Below are 15,552 nucleotides of genomic sequence, written 5' to 3'. Positions count from 1 at the left end.
ATCTGCTTTATACCCCTTGACTTGCCAAGTAACTCTCATAGTCGCCTTTAAAGTCCACGATACCATCGGGTTGAATGTCGATGATACGTGTAGCGACAGTAGATACAAATTCTCTATCATGACTGACAAAAATCAAGGTACCTTTGTAATTTTCTAGCGCTAAATTCAAAGACTCTATAGATTCCATGTCTAGGTGGTTGGTTGGTTCGTCCATGACTAAAATGTTGGGTTTTTGTAGCATCAATTTGCCAAACAACATACGCCCTTGTTCACCACCTGATATGACTTTGACCGACTTATTAATATCATGCTGAGAGAATAACAGCCTGCCCAATGTACCGCGCATGATTTGTTCGTCATCACCTTCTTGGGCCCATTGGTACATCCAATCCATCAGTGTTTTGTCTTCTTCAAAGTCAGAAGCATGGTCCTGTGCATAATAACCAATGTTGCTATTCTCTGACCATTTTATGCTACCCGCTGTTAAATCAGTGTCACCGACTAAACATTTTAGTAGGGTTGTTTTACCCACACCGTTAGGACCAATGATGGCGACTCTTTCACCTACTTCTATCATCAAGTCTAAGTTTTTGTATAACTCTTCATCGTAAGTTTTGGCCAACCCTTCGACTTCTACTGCCAAGCGGTGAAGCTTTTTAGTTTCTTCAAAACGAATAAATGGACTTTGACGGCTCGAGGGTTTGACTTCATCCAATTGAATCTTATCAATCTGCCTAGCTCGTGATGTGGCTTGTTTCGACTTTGATGCGTTGGCTGAGAAACGACTCACAAACGCTTTCAGCTCAGATATTTGCGCTTTTTTCTTGGCGTTATCTGATAATAACTGGTCACGAGATTGAGTGGCTGCTGTCATGTATTCATCGTAATTGCCGGGAAATAAACGAATTTCGCCGTAATCGATATCTGCCATATGGCTGCAAACAGAATTTAAGAAGTGCCTATCATGAGAAATAATGATCATGGTGCAGTTACGTTCGTTAAGCACAGTTTCCAACCAGCGGATAGTATTGATATCCAAGTTGTTGGTAGGCTCATCGAGTAACATAATGTCAGGATCAGAAAATAATACTTGGGCTAGCAACACCCTAAGTTTCCAACCTGGCGCAATTTCACTCATAGGACCAAAATGTTGCTCCACAGGAATACCCACACCAATCAAAAGTTCGCCGGCTCTAGATTCAGCTGTGTAACCGTCCATTTCGGCAAATTCATTCTCTAAATCGGCGACTCTGATACCATCTTCTTCTGTCATATCAGGATTGGAGTAAATAGCATCGCGTTCAACTTTAACTTTCCAAAGTTCACCATGACCCATAACAACAGTATCAATAACGCTGCAGTCTTCATATGCGAACTGATCTTGTTTTAGTTTACCGATCCGTTCGCCTGGGTCGACAGACACATTGCCTCCAGAGGGCTCTAAGTCACCACCAATGATTTTCATAAAGGTTGACTTACCACAACCATTTGCGCCAATCAGGCCATATTTATTGCCATTGCCAAATTTGGCTGAGACATTTTCAAATAAAGGCTTTTCGCCAAATTGGATTGTAATATTTGCAGTTGTTAGCAATGTCGGTACCTCAGTATTAATATTCAACTATCGTTTACCATCACATACCTTAAATCGGTGATGTATAGATGGCAAAAATTCGGCGCATATTATGTCACAAAAATCTTGATATCGCTAAGGGGGAGGGGGATTTTTACAGATTTAAGCTTTATGTTTTGACAATTCAGTTTTTAAGAGGGCTAAATGACGGCGCATCATGCGATGACACTGTTTAGTCGTGAGTACTGTGGTTTTAGGGTCTTGCTTATTTTGATAGGTTAATCGCAAATAGTATTGGGTTAGTTGAGAAAAGGGAACACTCACTTTATGTGGGTAGCGTTCACTTATCTGTTGACTAAATGCACTGGGTCCTTGCCAAGTTGCTCTTTGGGTTCCTGCGTTTTCAAGGGCATTCAGTGCTTTTAAATATAAGCGTTGTGTTGTGGCAAGTCTATTTTGTAACCAATGAGGGAGAAAAAACAAACTCAGTAACAAAGCGATGCTGAATACTATTCCTACCCCTAAGATTGATAAGCGGTCTGGGGTAAGTTTTCCTAATATCGATTTGAATAGGTCACGTTGCTTATCACTATTAAATCCTAATACCCAGCGACTCCAGTTGTAATCTATGTCTGCTAAAAAGAGTCTTATATTATTGAGCCAAGCTATATTGGCAAGTCTGGCTAGGGCAAAGGGAGAATCAGCTAAAAAACTGCCTTCTTCTTGCATCGCTTGTTGTAAACCAAATTCTATTCTGTCTGGCGATACAATTGCAGTTGGATCGATTCGTTGCCAACCTGAGTTATCACCCCATGTTTCTACCCAAGCATGGGCATCGTATTGATAAATGCTCAAATACGGTGATTTCCCAGTATTTTCTATTAATTCGCCTCCTTGATAACCTGTCACTATGCGTGCTGGGATCCCGCCTAACCGAAGTGCATAAGCTAACGCGCTGGCATAGTGGCTGCAAAATCCTGCTTGATTATCAAATAAAAAACGGTCCACGGGATCAACCAGCATAACATCAGGTCGTAAGGTATAAACAAAAGGGTTCTCAGTAAAGTGACTTAATATTGCTTCTATAAATTTGTCGTTTTCTTGATGTTGAGCGCGCAGGTTATTGACCCATACCCGGGTTCTTTTATTGTCTTTTTCAGGTAAGCCTAAATTAATCTGTTTGTCAGTTTTCGTCAGAGTTTGGCTGGCTAAGGCTTCAGGATATGAACGCACTGCGTACTGATATTTGCTCACTACTGGCTGGCGATTAAACAACAAAAAATCACTGCTTTGCATGATATTTCTGCTGCTCTGAGTATTTGCGGGCACCGCAATGTCCAATGCAAATAGCCAAGGTTGATAGGTAGGCTCGGCGATCACTTCATAATTAAAAAAAGGGCCCGTCAATTTAGGCTCAAATTGCTGCTTTGTTTCTAATTGATATTCTCGGACCTTCTGACGATAAGGATGGACTTTCCATGTTTTGCCATCAAAGTCTTCCATTACTATGGCTCGCCAGTATCGTTGCCGCGCTTTGGGCGGCGTGTCTTCGAAGGTTGCTCGAAATGCTAATTCGCTTGATTGCGACAGAGCGGCGATATCGCCAGGTGTTATCTGTTCTGAGAGTCCTGTTTGCGCACCTTTGGCTTTAGGTGTGTGCCATAGTGGCGATAGCTGGGGTAGCACTAAAAACATCAACACGCCTATGGGTAAAGCTTGTAAACTTAATAATGAAATGGTTTTTAATTGTTTGCGCATCGTGTTTGAAGGGGCGTGATAACAGGCCAAACTTAATAACAGTGTCATACACATCAAGCCATAAAATAGGCTAAAACCAATAGATTGATTAAAAATAAAACCACAACCAATCAAAAAAGACAGACTAATGACTAATTGATAGACATCTTTTTGACTGCGCATTTGCATCAATTTCAATGCACAGGCGAGGATCAATAAGTTAACCATTCCAAATAATAAACCGGCACTTAAAGCTGAGTAAATCAACCCTAGTATACTTAACAACGCTAATAAGTTTAGGGTGCGAATCGATGGTAAGTGTTTGTAATGATTATAGTAAATAGCGCCTCTGATTACCGCACCGCAAGCAACCAATAATAATATCCAAGTGAGTATCGAAGAAAAAAGACTAAAACTCACCAATACTAATACCGCCGCCAATAATAATGCAATATTTCCAGAAAACTGCGCGGTGTCTTGGGGTGAAGTTTTTTGTTTTAGCTTGAACAACATGCTTAGCAGCTTAATTCTGGAAAGTAGGCTAAGGCGCGTAAACAGGCGAGTCGATGCTCAGCACCACTATTGGGTGCAATACATTGAGCGCCCAAGTCCAAACCAAACGTACGTTGGGTTCGGCTCAACTCAATTACTTGATAACACAACTCGCCCAGCTCTTTATCTAATGCTGTTTCTAACTCTATGCTGGGTTGTGATAACACTTTGTTTTTATACTCAGCTGATAGTTTAAGCCAACCTATGTGATTGCTAATCGAAGAAAATTGTTTGCTGACCATACCTCGACCTTTAGCCAGTTGTTTCCATGCGACATGATTTAACGATTCGCCTGTTTGGTATGCTTTGAGATGAGAAAAGTCATCGTGACCGGTTTGCTGATTGGCTATATCACCACTTTCTTTAGGACTGTTTTTCTGACTAACATGCAGTCGTATGTCACATGGCAAAGGTTTAGGAAAAACGGTTATCTCGTGGCTAAAAGCTAAATGTGTCCAACAACGGTACAAGCCTAATGGGTAAAAGCTTTCTACAGTGACTCTTGATAAAGTCAATTTTCCTCGTTGTTGACAATTTTGGCTTAAGCTAATTGGATTAGTGAAAGCATCGGCATCTATTAGCGTGCCTGATTGGTCATGTTGGGTTTTGGCTTTTTTATTGGATTTACGCTGAGTAGCTTGGAACTTAAAATGTAATAACCCATGGGTAGGGGATGCAGTATCGTTATTGGCATTTAACCATATAGGAACATCTAAATTGTCACTTACAAATACTTCAGGACACTTACCTATTTGTAAATCGATGCGGGCAAAGTTGATATAACTAGCCAATAGGTTAACTAAAAATATTGCTAATAAAAAATAGCAGAGTAACAACATCAGGTTATTTTGATAGTTGGTGCCCAATAAAAAGAGCAGTACACACAAAGACAAAAACAACAGCCCAAATTTAGCAGGGAAAATAAAAATATTGTGATGGTTTAAGCGATGCTGGGTGGCCTCGGGTATCCGCTTATTTAACCATTTGTTCCAGTAATTGTAGATTACAGTCATATCAGAGTCTAAGCCGCAAGCGGGTCGATTGATTCGAGTAATGTTTTACTTAAACTGCCCTGTGCACTGAAGTCGCTTGATGCGCTGCGTAATCGATGTTCGGCTACTGCCGGCAATATGGCTTGCACATCTTCTGGAATTAAAAATTCTCTATTATTAATAAATGCCCATGCTTTAGCTGAGCTTAACAATGCTTTGGTCGCTCGGGGTGATAATGGGTTGGCAAATAAGTTGCTTTCACGACTAAACGTGACTAAGCGCAATATATAATGAAGTAATTCATCCGATGCATGAACTTGTCTGACTGCTCCTTGTAATTCAATAAATTCAGCTATGTCCATTACCGTCTTTACTTCATGTTGGGAGTCCCCAAGTTGTGTCTTTAACATGCTTATTTCTGCCTCTTTATCGGGATATCCCAACTGAATACGCATTAAAAAACGGTCTAATTGGGATTCGGGTAGAGGATATGTGCCTGATTGATGCATCGGGTTTTGGGTACCAATCACAAAAAACGGTGAAGGCAGTGGGCGGGTTTTACCATCTAAGCTGACCTGCCTTTCTTCCATGGCCTCAAGCAATGCACTTTGGGTTTTAGGGCTAGCTCGATTGATTTCATCAGCTAGAACCAGTTGATTAAAAATAGGCCCTGGGTGAAAGCGAAACGTTTGTTCGTTGTTATCATAAATATTGATCCCCAGCATGTCTGCGGGTAATAAGTCAGATGTGAACTGGATACGGGAGTATTCCAAGCCAAGTACTTTAGCCAAAGTGTGTGAAAGTGTGGTTTTGCCCATACCGGGTAAATCTTCAATTAACAAATGGCCATTCGCTAACAAACAAGTTAGTGCCAATTTAACTTGTTGTTGTTTACCAATTAATACTTTGCAGGATTGCTCTACGGCCATAGCCAATTTATTTTGCAGCATAGGGTAAGGGTATCCAAAGAATTGATTTTATTGAAAGAATCAATATTTTAGCGCAAATTAAGCAAAATTTCGGTGGTTTAGCTAATACTTGCGTATGAAATGGAATTAATCGATGAATTGATTGCGTCAATCCGTATAATCTATGTCATGTACACCGATTATAAAAAATAATTCCATGAAAAGTATTCAAATAGAAGACGACCTTTACCATTTTATTGCTTCACAAACCCAAGATATCGGTGAAAGTGCATCAGATATTTTACGTCGATTAGTGATGCCTGAGTCGCTGCTTAACATCGAGCAAGCGAATAATGTTGATGCTGCAAAATCTATTTTCGCGCTAGACAATAGTATTGGTAGTGGTAGTGCTAGTGCTCAATCCGCAGAGCAGATTTGTCAGGCATCAGCAGTGTTTAGCGAACTCGAAGGGCAACAGTTGCAAGCTATTCCTAAAATGGTGGAAAGGTGGCTGTTGGTGTTATCAATTATCCATAAATATCATATCCAACAATTCAGTAAAGTATTAGGTATGAGTGGCCGTAACAGAACCTACTTTGCCACTGACAAAGATACACTCTTAGCGACAGGTAGCAGTACTAATCCTAAAAATGTGCCCGGCTCCAAATATTGGGTGATAACCAATAACAATACTGTAAAGAAAATCAATATGCTTAAAGAAGTCGCTGAGCAAGTGGGTTTTAGTCTATCCGAAATAGAACAACTGATCACCATACTTGCTCCCGAGCATATATAGCTCAAACTCGGAATAAACACTGCTATTTATGCATCTCTGTGTTGCTCTCTGTCAGTTTAGAATGTCTAAACAATCTAACGAGCGCTTTGATAAGAACACAAATAGCGGCACTTATCCTGAATATGGCAGCAGCATTACCAGCGGGATTATCCGTTACTTTAAGATTGCTAATAATGTAAACGTATTTCGACATCTTTTATCCCGATATTGGGGTGTTTAACAAAAATAAGGACTATTATGGCTCTGCATCCAGAAGCAGGAAAACCTGCTAGTAAAGAACAGTTGGTTAACGTTGCTAAGTTAACTAGTGCCTATTACACCCATCAACCAACCAAAGGAGACATTTCCCAAGCGGTGTCTTTTGGTACGTCAGGACACCGTGGTAGCTCGATTTTAAATACCTTTAACGATATGCATATTGCAGCCATCTGTCAGGCGCTAGCTGAATTTCGACAAGATCAAAATATTACGGGGCCATTATATATGGGCATGGATACGCATGCTTTATCTGAAGCTGCGTTTTCAACAGCTGTCGAAGTGTTAGCAGCAAACGGGGTTGCTCTAGTTGTTCAGGAAAATCGCGGTTATACCCCTACACCTGTTATCTCCCATGCTATTTTGCAACATAATGGCACTGCGTCAAAAGACCAAGCTGATGGTGTGGTGATAACCCCATCACATAATCCCCCAGAAGACGGCGGTTTTAAGTATAACCAGCCTCATGGTGGACCCGCAGACAGCGATGTCACTAATCTTATCCAGCAACGTGCCAATGAGATCATCAGCAATGATATGGCTGGTGTGAAACGTATGAATTTGGCAGCTGCCTATGACTCGGTTTACGTAACAGAAATTGATTTTTCCGAAGATTATATTGCACAACTCGATCAAGTAATAGATATGCAAGCCATTGCTAAGGCAGGATTAGTTTTAGGCACCGATCCACTAGGTGGTGCAGGTTTAGGTTACTGGGACAAAATAGCCGAGCGTTATGGCATAAACATTGAGGTGGTCAATCGTAATGTTGATCAGCAGTTTGGCTTTATGCACCGAGATAAGGATGGAAAAATTCGTATGGATTGTTCCTCACCTTACGCCATGGCGAGTTTGATTGATTTAAAAGACAAGTTTGATGTGGCCTTTGGCAACGATCCTGATTTTGACCGTCACGGCATAGTCACTCGCAAAAGCGGTTTAATGAATCCTAATCATTATTTAGCGGTAGCCATTCAATATTTATTTCAACACAGAACCCAGTGGCCCAAAGATATAAAAATCGGTAAGACACTGGTATCGAGTAGCATGATTGATCGTGTAGTGAACGGACTAGGCCGTGAATTGGCAGAAATGCCAGTAGGCTTTAAATGGTTCGTACAAGGTTTATTGAACAGCGAAATTGGTTTTGCAGGTGAAGAAAGTGCAGGCGGTATATTTTTGCGTCGTGATGGCAAACCATGGGCAACCGACAAAGACGGGATCATCATGTGTTTGTTAGCGGCTGAAATTATTGCTGTAACAGGTAAAGATCCAGGTGAGCATTATCAGGACCTTACCGAGCAGTTTTCAGCACCTGTTTATACTCGCATTGATGTAGCTGCAAATCATGCTCAGAAGCAAGTATTAAGCAAAATGGATAAAAGTGTCATTCAATCTTCAGATCTAGCAGGTGAAACGATTACGAATATTCAAACTCATGCGCCAGGTAACAATGCAGCAATTGGTGGAGTAAAAGTCAGTACCGAAAATGGCTGGTTTGCTGCACGTCCATCCGGTACTGAAGATATTTACAAGATATACGCAGAAAGTTTTAATGGCTCAGAGCATCTTGATTTATTGATTAAAGAAGCTCAAACATTGGTAGAACAAGTGTTTAAAACCGCAAATGTATAAATAAAAAATACAGAATGTTATTTTTATGTAAAAAGCATGCGGATTCTGAAGTGAATACGTATGCTTATTTGTTTATTTAACATTTATTTAACAAAATGCAATAGAAAATCCTGCTAAAACTATCTCATTAAATTTATCTGTAATTTTATTACGTCATTTAAAACCATTGTTAGACTAATCACGTCTGGGTAAGTGACATCCAAATAAAGCTAAATTGAGGTGTAATATGAGTGCGAAAAAGTCAGTTTCTAAAACGGCTTCCTTACCAAAAAAAGCCATTAAAGATGCGATTGTTAGACATCTACATTGTTCATTAGGCACCGACGAAAATAAAGCCGACAATCATGCATGGTGGAAAGCGACTTGCGCCTCAATTCAAGAGCACGTGTTGGAGCAATTGCGTAAAACTCAAAAGTCTCATTATTTTAATGATACCCGTGCCGTACATTATTTTTCTGCAGAGTTTTTAATGGGTCGTTTGATGTCCAACAACCTGCATAATTTAGGTTTGTTCGAACAAACGGATCAAGCTTTAAAAGAATTAGGCGTTAACCTCACTGACATTATGGAAGAAGAGCCGGATATGGCATTGGGTAATGGCGGTTTAGGCCGATTAGCCGCATGTTTTATTGACTCGCTTGCGACACTTGATATGCCAGCTGTAGGTTATGGATTACATTATGAACATGGTTTATTCCGCCAAGAAATAAAAAATGGTGAACAAATTGAACGTCCAGACAGCTGGCGCGATTATGGTAACCCATGGGAAATATGCCGCCCTGAGTCTATTCAAGAAATTCCACTGTATGGTTATGTTGAAACTAAATATGGTGAAAATGGTGAAATTAAAAAAGAATGGCATCCTGGTCTGATAGTGAAAGGGCTGCCTTGGGATATCCCCGTGGTGGGCTACGGCGGGAAAACCGTGAATGTTTTGCGTTTATGGCAAAGCCAAGCGTCAAGTTACTTCAATTGGGACGTGTTTAATGCCGGTGGTTATGTGGATGCGCAAAAAGAAAACGTACAAGCCGAAACGATTTCTAAAGTATTGTACCCAAATGATGAAACTGAGGCGGGTAAAGAGTTACGTTTAATTCAGCAGTATTTCTTTAGCGCTTGTTCGCTAAAAGATATTATTCGTCGTTATAAAAGAGCCCATGGAAATAATTGGAGTCGTTTTTCCAGCCAAGTTGTCATTCAATTAAATGACACTCATCCGGCTATTGCCATTCCCGAATTGATGAGAATTTTATTAGACAGGGCGGAGCTTGATTGGGATAGCGCATGGCAGATATGCAGTAAAACATTTGCCTACACCAATCATACGTTGTTACCTGAAGCCTTGGAAAAATGGCCGGCTCGTATGTTTGAAAAAATTCTCCCCAGGCACTTAGAAATCATTTATGAAATTAATCATCGTTTTATGGTTGAAGTAGAAAAAATGTGGCCAGGTAACAATGCGATCAAGCAAAAATTGTCAATCATTGAAGAGGGCAACGAAAAGATGATACGTATGGGTAACTTGTCGGTTATTGGCTCTTTTAAAGTGAACGGTGTGGCTGAAATTCATTCATCCTTAGTCAAGAAGAATCTGTTCCCTGAATTTGACAAAATGTGGCCAGAAAAGTTAACCAACGTAACTAATGGTATTACGCCACGTCGTTGGCTAAAGGCATGCAACCCCAAATTATCTGCTCTAATTGATGAAAAGATTGGCAATGATTGGCCGTTACATCTAGATAAGCTAGAGCAGCTAAGCCAGTTTGCTGACAATACTAAGTTTCAAAAACAATTTATGAAAATAAAGCACGAAAACAAAGTGGCGTTGGCAAAAGAGGTATTAGTGTTAACGGGAATAGAAATTAATCCTAAAGCTATCTTTGATGTACAAATTAAACGCTTACATGAATATAAACGTCAACATCTTAACCTTTTACATATTATGGCGCTTTACCGTCGTTTGCTAGAGAATCCTAATTATGACATGCAACCACGGGTATTTATATTTGGCGCTAAAGCCGCACCTAGTTATAAATTAGCCAAAGATATTATTTATGCCATCAATCAAGTGGCTGACAAAGTGAATAATGACAAACGGGTAAACGGAAAAATAAAAGTGGTGTTTTTACCCAATTACCGCGTTAGTTTGGCTGAGAAAATAATTCCCGCGGCTGATATTTCCGAGCAGATTTCCACTGCGGGCCTAGAAGCTTCAGGTACTGGAAATATGAAGCTATCACTAAACGGTGCGTTAACAGTTGGCACCTTAGACGGTGCGAATATTGAGATAGCTGAAGAAGTGGGTGACGAAAATATTTTCATTTTTGGTTTAAACGTAAATGAAGTGCATGAGCTTGATAAAGTGGGCTACAACCCATTTGATATTTATTACAATAATAAAGAGATCAAAGCGGTATTAGATTGGCTTGAAACTGATTATTTTACCCCAGGCAAACCGGGTGCATTAGCATCACTTAAACGTAGTTTGTTGGAGGGAGGAGACCAATACAAAGTATTGGCCGACTTTGAGTCTTATTCAGATGCACAGCAAAAAGCCAATAAGGCTTTCGGTGATAAATCTCGCTGGGCGAAAATGGCAATACTGAATACTGCACGTATGGGAAAATTTACCTCAGACCGAGCCATTAATGACTATGTTGAAAAAATTTGGAAATTACAGCCATGTACAGTAGAGTAAATTTTTATACTTATAAAATTTAAGATAGGTCATGGCAGATTTTTATCTAAAACACAAGACTCAAACAAGTGTTTGAGTCTTGTGTTTTAGGATTAGGTGAAATAGGCTAACTAACGTATTCTTATTCCAAGGGTTTTCTTCACTATTAGCAGTGATTTGACAAAAATTTTAGTGGACTATTAACGCGGCTATACATTTTTAATGCAACATGAATCATTAATAACTATTCCAAATCGCTATGCATTTTTATGTGAAATAGAGCAGCTTTTAAATACAAATGCTGAACAATCTTTACTATTAATTGATGTCGTGCGTTTTTCTGATGTCAGTGCCAGTTTTGGTTACGATTATGGTGACAAAGTACTCTTAGAAATTGCAAATCGTATTGCGTTTTTGTTTGACGACAACGCGATTTTTGGCCGAATTGGCGGTGATGTTTTTGGTTTGATTTTGTCAGGTACCCATCAACAGAAACAACTTTATAATTTTTACAGCCATCTAGTTCAACATTTTAAAACCCCTATACAATGCGATGACCACGCCTTTATCGCCGACTTCAATGTTGGTGCAGCATCGAATCCTAAAAACAACAGCGATATCAATAAATTTTTTTCATTAGCTGAAACAGCCTTAAAACAAGCAAAAGATAATAAATTTGATAATTTTCAACATGCGCAAATTTTAACTGATTATACCTCAGGCCGAGCATTAGCTATGAAGGCTGACATTACTCGGGCTTTGGAGCAAGATGAATTGGAAATCTATTTTCAACCTAAAATCGAGTTAAATACCTTACAAATAATAGGTGCGGAGTGTTTGTTACGTTGGAATCATCCGCTAGATGGTTTGATTTTTCCTGGGACACTGATTCAAGCCGCTGAATCCTACAATATGATGAATGAACTTGGTTATTGGATATTAGAGCAAGCCTTTAAAAACGCTGCTTATCTTAACAGCAAGGGGTTACGTCTAAAAATTGCTGTGAATATGTCGCCTTCACAATTATATGATTTGAATTTTGCCAACAAGATCCAAAAGTTGGCGCAAAAACACCATGTGGAATTGTCACAGTTTGAATTAGAACTTACTGAAGACGTGGCATTATCTAATTCAATTTTAGTTAAAAAACAATTGTCACAAATTCGTGCATTTGGAGCGACGATTGCGATTGATGATTTTGGTAAAGGTTACTCGAATTTAGCTTATTTACGTGATATTGAAATCGATAGCATTAAAATCGATAAATCTTTCATCATGCAAATTGATGAAAGTCCGGTTAATCGGGCGATAGTAGAGGCGAGTCAGTTAATTGCTAAGGCCGCCAATTGTGAGTTGATCGCGGAGGGGATCGAAACTATTCAGCATCTTCATATATTACGTGAAATAGGGGTTGTATCTGGGCAAGGTTTTTTGTTCTCAAAAGCGGTCCCCGTAGATGATTTTATTGAGCTAGCCAATAAAGACTTAGCCGTTGGCACATCCTTTGCGCGTGAACATCAGACTGCTTAACTGTTTATCCTCAGTTGAAAAAAGCAGAGTTAATATTCTGATTAGCGTAGTATTAATTCTTTAGAAATCATATCTGCGATTATTACCCATTCATATGCAAACAAAAATCGATACATTAAATCAAAACACCATTCAAGACACGATCCAATCGTTAAAGCAGCATGGCAATTTTCTGTCTTTATCGCGCACTCAACCTGCACTTTTTAGTACATCTTTTCAATTTTTTATTGATGCACATACACAAGTTAATGTGTTGGCAGAAGGGATTATCAGCTTTGAGACGATTGCTAATAGTGATAAAGACATTGTGCTTTCATGTGGTGTCCACGGTAACGAAACTGCTCCCATAGAAATTTGTGATGATTTAGTCAAAAGTATTTTGATGGGTAAAATACTGGTAAAGCAACGGGTGTTATTTTTGTTTGGGAATTTACCCGCCATGGACATTGCGCAGCGATTTGTTGAAGAGAATATGAATCGTTTATTTAGTGGCGAGCATCAAAATTTAGCTGCTGGGCAACAGATGAATGCTGAAAGACATCGAGCAAAACAATTAGAAGATGTAGTAAAAAATTTCTATCTGGGAATAGATGCGACTCAATCTAGAAGTCGTTTTCATTATGATTTACATACCGCTATTCGCGCATCTAAAAATGATAAGTTTGCGGTATACCCATTTCAAAATGGTAAACCTTGGGACAAATATCAGCTACAAATCTTGTTAGCCTGTGGGGTGAATACTATTTTACTGTCCGGTAGTCCCACGACTACTTTCAGTTATTATTCAGTTAATGAACTTAACGCAAATGCATTCACTGTTGAATTGGGTAAGGTAATGCCATTTGGGCAAAATAATATGGATCATTTTAATGATGTAGTCACCACATTGACCAATTTGATTTGTGGTAATGATTTGTCACTTAAAAACTATAATGAAGCAGATTTTTTGATTTATGAAGTCAACCAAGTGGTCAATAAACAACAAGCTGATTTTTCACTTGATTTTGCGCCAGATGCACCTAACTTCAGTGATTTTCCTAAAGGTCATGTATTAGCCCATGAAACAGGGTGCGAATACCGCGCCCAATTTGAAGGTGAAGCGATTGTCTTTCCAAACGCCGATGTTGAAATCGGTCAGCGAGCGCTGTTAACGGTAATACCTACTCATATTTAAGGACTCAGATGACCGATTTTTTCTACATCCGCAATTAGAAAAAGACAGTGAACTAGTCACTGATTTAGCTTTGTGTTCTGTTCGACTGATCAACGATGCCAACTACCCTTGGATAATTTTAGTCCCTCGCGTGACAGATATCAGTGACGTAATTGATCTAAATACTGCTCAACAGCAAGCATTATGGCAAGAATCATCACTGGTTAGCTGGGCACTTAAACATTTGTTTACACCTGATAAGTTGAATATCGCCGCGCTGGGTAATATGGTACCTCAGTTACATTTACATCATATTGTACGTTATCAACATGACGTAAGTTGGCCCAAACCTATTTGGGGGCAAGTGCCATCTAAGGCCTATTCAGATGAAGCGTTGGCCAAACAAATTGAATTAATTAAGACTGAAATCAAATCAAGGAGTGAGAAATGATAGTAACCACAACTAATCAGCTTGAAGGCAAAAAAATCGAACAGTATTTAGGTATTGTCGTAGGTGAAGCCGTCATGGGGGCGAATATATTTAAAGATATTTTTGCTTCCATCCGTGACATTGTGGGTGGTCGTTCAGGCGCTTACGAAGATGAACTCACTAAAGCACGAAAAATTGGTTTCCAGGAACTAGAACAAGAAGCTCGCTCTATTGGTGCTAATGCGGTTATTGGTGTGGATATTGACTACGAAGTGGTGGGCAAGGGCGGCAGTATGTTGATGGTGAGTATCAGTGGGACTGCTATTCGTTATGTTGATCTGTAAGCCAAAATAGGTTGAGTATTGTTGTTCGCTTTTAATTGTTGCTATAGCGGACAATGCTATCCCGCGTGGCGGTGGAATGACAAGTTTCTCACAGAAGCGGTTCAAGTTAAAAAATCAGGATGATGATGCGAAGCGTGTTTTTCTTTTTTTAAGATTCTCTCAGTAATAGTTCTGAGCGATATCAACCACATCCCGATATTCGTATAGCTTGTGACCTCTTTGTTGAAAATCTATTAGCTCTTGTTCACAGGGAAATGAAAAGTAGTTTCCCTGTGAATCTGCAGAATAACTCTCGCATTTTTCTGACTTTTCAATTTTAGATATTGCATTCACCACATCGTTTATACCCGTTTCGTAAAGCGACAGGGTGTTGTATAAATATGAGCGTTGGTAATCCAACGTTTGCTTACTAATACTGATAATTTCACCGCTATCTATACCATTGTCATTAATATAATGCAGGGTAGTGCCACATTCAGTTACGTTTTGCTGCATGGCCCTAAACGTTGCCATGACGCCACGGTATGTGGGGAGTTCACCTGAGTGTAAATTGATTACGCCAAATTTGGGGATCTCAATGACCGCAGATTGCAGGATCAAACCAAAGCGAATTGAAACGATAAGCTCAGGTGAAAATTCATTCACTTGGTTAATGCCTGCCTGACAGTTTATCGAGTGGATATCTGATACTTGTATTCCCAGTATTTTAAATTGATTAAAACTGAGATGTTTGCTCGCCGCAGTTGAAGGATTGTGTTGTAAGGCAGGGAACAGTATTTGGTTGAATAAGCTTTGCTCAAAAAAAGCTAAATCTAATAAACATTGAGGTTTGTTTATTGTGTTTTTTCCAACCGATGATGACAGTAAAACCTGGAATTGGTGTTGACCTCGCATTGTTTGAAATAGAGTGTTGAGGGCTAAATTGCTAGCAATGTCTTTGTTGGCCAGTATCAAGATCCGCATTTAACAT

Annotated in this window: 12 protein-coding genes; 7 read left to right on the top strand and 5 right to left on the bottom strand. The window is 39.5% G+C overall.

The annotated features are described in order from the left end of the window. Positions 1-7 precede the first annotated feature (7 nt). The 4 genes from C427_RS13400 to C427_RS13385 form a co-directional block, all read right to left on the bottom strand. On the bottom strand, positions 8-1,594 hold the full coding sequence (locus C427_RS13400) for an ABC-F family ATPase (protein ID WP_034900044.1): 1,587 nt from the start codon (positions 1,592-1,594) through the stop codon (positions 8-10). A gap of 141 nt (positions 1,595-1,735) precedes the next feature. Beyond that, positions 1,736-3,823, bottom strand: a complete 2,088-nt coding sequence (locus C427_RS13395; protein ID WP_015430944.1) for a transglutaminase family protein — start codon at positions 3,821-3,823, stop codon at positions 1,736-1,738. A gap of 2 nt (positions 3,824-3,825) precedes the next feature. Continuing rightward, a complete protein-coding gene (locus C427_RS13390; RefSeq protein ID WP_007641571.1) occupies positions 3,826-4,875 on the bottom strand; it encodes a DUF58 domain-containing protein in 1,050 nt (349 codons plus the stop codon). An 8-nt stretch (positions 4,876-4,883) separates the two neighbouring features. Continuing rightward, entirely contained in the window at positions 4,884-5,804 is a 921-nt protein-coding gene (locus tag C427_RS13385; RefSeq protein WP_007641573.1) for an AAA family ATPase, read from the bottom strand. 175 nt (positions 5,805-5,979) lie between these two features. On the opposite strand from C427_RS13385, the gene C427_RS13380 reads away from it, so the two are divergent. The 7 genes from C427_RS13380 (at position 5,980) to C427_RS13350 (ending at position 14,582) form a co-directional block, all read left to right on the top strand. Beyond that, on the top strand, positions 5,980-6,558 hold the full coding sequence (locus C427_RS13380) for a negative modulator of initiation of replication (protein WP_007641575.1): 579 nt from the start codon (positions 5,980-5,982) through the stop codon (positions 6,556-6,558). A gap of 237 nt (positions 6,559-6,795) precedes the next feature. Next, the gene (gene pgm, locus C427_RS13375) at positions 6,796-8,448 is read left to right on the top strand and encodes a phosphoglucomutase (alpha-D-glucose-1,6-bisphosphate-dependent) (RefSeq protein ID WP_007641577.1); all 1,653 of its coding nucleotides are present in this window, start codon (positions 6,796-6,798) and stop codon (positions 8,446-8,448) included. 226 nt (positions 8,449-8,674) lie between these two features. Beyond that, positions 8,675-11,146 (top strand): glycogen/starch/alpha-glucan phosphorylase, encoded by a 2,472-nt coding sequence (locus tag C427_RS13370; protein ID WP_007641578.1) that lies wholly within the window; start codon positions 8,675-8,677, stop codon positions 11,144-11,146. 201 nt (positions 11,147-11,347) lie between these two features. Next, positions 11,348-12,655, top strand: a complete 1,308-nt coding sequence (locus tag C427_RS13365) for a putative bifunctional diguanylate cyclase/phosphodiesterase (RefSeq protein WP_007641581.1) — start codon at positions 11,348-11,350, stop codon at positions 12,653-12,655. Between the two features lie 94 nt (positions 12,656-12,749). Beyond that, positions 12,750-13,829, top strand: a complete 1,080-nt coding sequence (gene astE / locus C427_RS13360; RefSeq protein ID WP_007641583.1) for a succinylglutamate desuccinylase — start codon at positions 12,750-12,752, stop codon at positions 13,827-13,829. 70 nt (positions 13,830-13,899) lie between these two features. After that, positions 13,900-14,259, top strand: a complete 360-nt coding sequence (locus C427_RS13355) for an HIT domain-containing protein (protein WP_015430943.1) — start codon at positions 13,900-13,902, stop codon at positions 14,257-14,259. Beyond that, positions 14,256-14,582, top strand: a complete 327-nt coding sequence (locus tag C427_RS13350; RefSeq protein ID WP_007641586.1) for a heavy metal-binding domain-containing protein — start codon at positions 14,256-14,258, stop codon at positions 14,580-14,582. Before C427_RS13355 ends, C427_RS13350 begins: the two co-directional genes overlap by 4 nt. Before the next feature lie 159 nt (positions 14,583-14,741). Here the strand turns inward: C427_RS13350 and C427_RS13345 are convergent, their stop codons facing one another. Beyond that, positions 14,742-15,545 (bottom strand): formyltransferase family protein, encoded by an 804-nt coding sequence (locus C427_RS13345; RefSeq protein WP_007641588.1) that lies wholly within the window; start codon positions 15,543-15,545, stop codon positions 14,742-14,744. Positions 15,546-15,552: the final 7 nt, after the last annotated feature.

The sequence above is a fragment of the Paraglaciecola psychrophila 170 genome, from assembly GCF_000347635.1.
Taxonomy (GTDB): domain Bacteria; phylum Pseudomonadota; class Gammaproteobacteria; order Enterobacterales; family Alteromonadaceae; genus Paraglaciecola; species Paraglaciecola psychrophila.
The sequence above is the reverse complement of the archived record's forward strand: the minus strand, read 5'-3'. Positions and strand labels throughout refer to the sequence as shown.